The 1909-nt window shown below is 32.9% G+C and carries 1 pseudogene; it reads left to right on the plus strand.

From position 1 onward, the window contains the following. A pseudogene (locus OU788_RS12205) lies at nucleotides 1-1883 on the plus strand (TonB-dependent receptor); the annotation flags it as partial. Nucleotides 1884-1909: the final 26 nt, after the last annotated feature.

Genomic DNA, 1909 nt, shown 5'->3' on the forward strand with positions numbered 1-1909 from the left:
CTGTAAGAGATGATAGAGATCCTTTTGGAAATCCATTTCCTTATGTGAGAATTGATGATGGAAATGGTACTATTCGTTTTGGGTCAGAACAATATTCAACAGCAAACTTGTTAGAGCAAGATATTCTTACAATAACAAATAACTTCGAGATTTTCTCAGGAAGACATAAGTTTACAATAGGTACACACAATGAATTTGCTACAGCAAAAAACTTATTCTTTGCTAATAACTTTGGTTATTATGAGTACGATTCTGTAGCTGATTTTATGGCAGGAGGAGCACCGTCTAACTACCAAAGAGGATATTCTTTATTAGCTCCTGGTGTTGGAGATTCTTCTAGTGGAGCGTCTGAATTTGCGACATCTCAAATAGGATTTTATATTCAAGATGAGGTTGATATCACAGATGACTTTAAGTTCACAGCTGGTTTACGTTTAGATATTCCATTATGGGAAGATGGTATAGCTAATGATGATTTTAACACAAGAACTGCAGCTTTATTAGGTGGTAGATTATTAGGAGCAAGAGTTGGTAAAAAAGTTGAAACTAAACTTTATTTCTCTCCAAGATTAGGATTTAACTGGAATGTTAACGGAGAGTCTAAAACTCAAGTTAGAGGAGGTTTTGGTATTTTCGTGTCTAGATTGCCATTAGTATGGCCAGGAGGTACATACAACAATAACGGTATTACAGGAGGTTATTATTTTACAAATAATGGAGTAGCTTCATTTAACCCAGATGTAAATTCTCAACCAGTAGGAGCTGTTCCTGGAAGTGGACAAGTAGGAGGTAATATTGATTTATTTGCTCCATCATTTGAGTTACCTCAAGTGGTAAAGTATAACTTAGCTATTGATCAAAAATTACCAGGAGGATTTATTTTAAGTGCAGACGCTTTATATAATGATAACTTAAAAGCTATTTATTATGAAAATGTAAACCTTAAAAATCCAACTCAAACTCTTACAGGAACTGGTGATAATAGACCATTATGGAATAGAAATGATAGAGTTGATCCAACTTATGATGGTATATATTTAGCATCGAATACTAACAAAGGGTATTCTTGGAATACGTCTGTAACTTTAAGAAAAACTCCTATTTATGGTTTCAATGGTAGTGTAACATATAGTTATGGTGACTCTAAAAGTATTTTTGAAGGAACAAGTTCTCAAAATAGTTCTCAATGGAGAAACCAATTATCTGTAAATGGTAAAAACAGATCTGAATTAGCAAGATCTCAGTTTGCACAAGGTCATAGAGTTTTAGCAAACGTAGGTTACGAGTATAAGTGGAACGAAAACTTAAAAACAGCTATCTCTTTTGTTTATGAAGGTAAACAAGGAGCTCCATTCTCATATGTTTATAGTGAAGGAAGAGATTTGTTAAATGATGATTCAAGAGATAATGCTTTAATGTACGTACCAGTAGATGCTAGTGATATTGTATTAGTTGATGGAGCTAACGGTTTAACAACTGCTCAACAATGGGAGGGATTAAATAGCTATATTGAAAATGACGAGTATTTAAGAACACGTCGTGGTCAATATGTTGAAAGAAATGCTCAGTTTGGACCTTGGAGTCATGTAGTTGATATGAAGTTAATTCAAGATTTTTCTTTAAACATAGGAGAGAAAAAGCATACACTACAAGCTACTTTTGATATTTTTAACTTTACTAACTTATTAAACAAAGAGTGGGGTACAAGAAAATTTGTATCTAACTTTGGAGAAGCTTCTATTTTAAGAAATGAAGGAATTAATGGAACAACTCCTGAGTTTAGTTTCAATCCTAATGCAACAAACATCTATTCTGTAGATGATTCAGGATTAAACTCATCTCGTTGGCAAATGCAAGTAGGTTTAAGATATATCTTTAAGTAATATCCAACCAAAAAATAATTCAAAAA

The sequence above is a fragment of the Tenacibaculum sp. L6 genome, assembly GCF_028823685.1.
Taxonomy (GTDB): domain Bacteria; phylum Bacteroidota; class Bacteroidia; order Flavobacteriales; family Flavobacteriaceae; genus Polaribacter.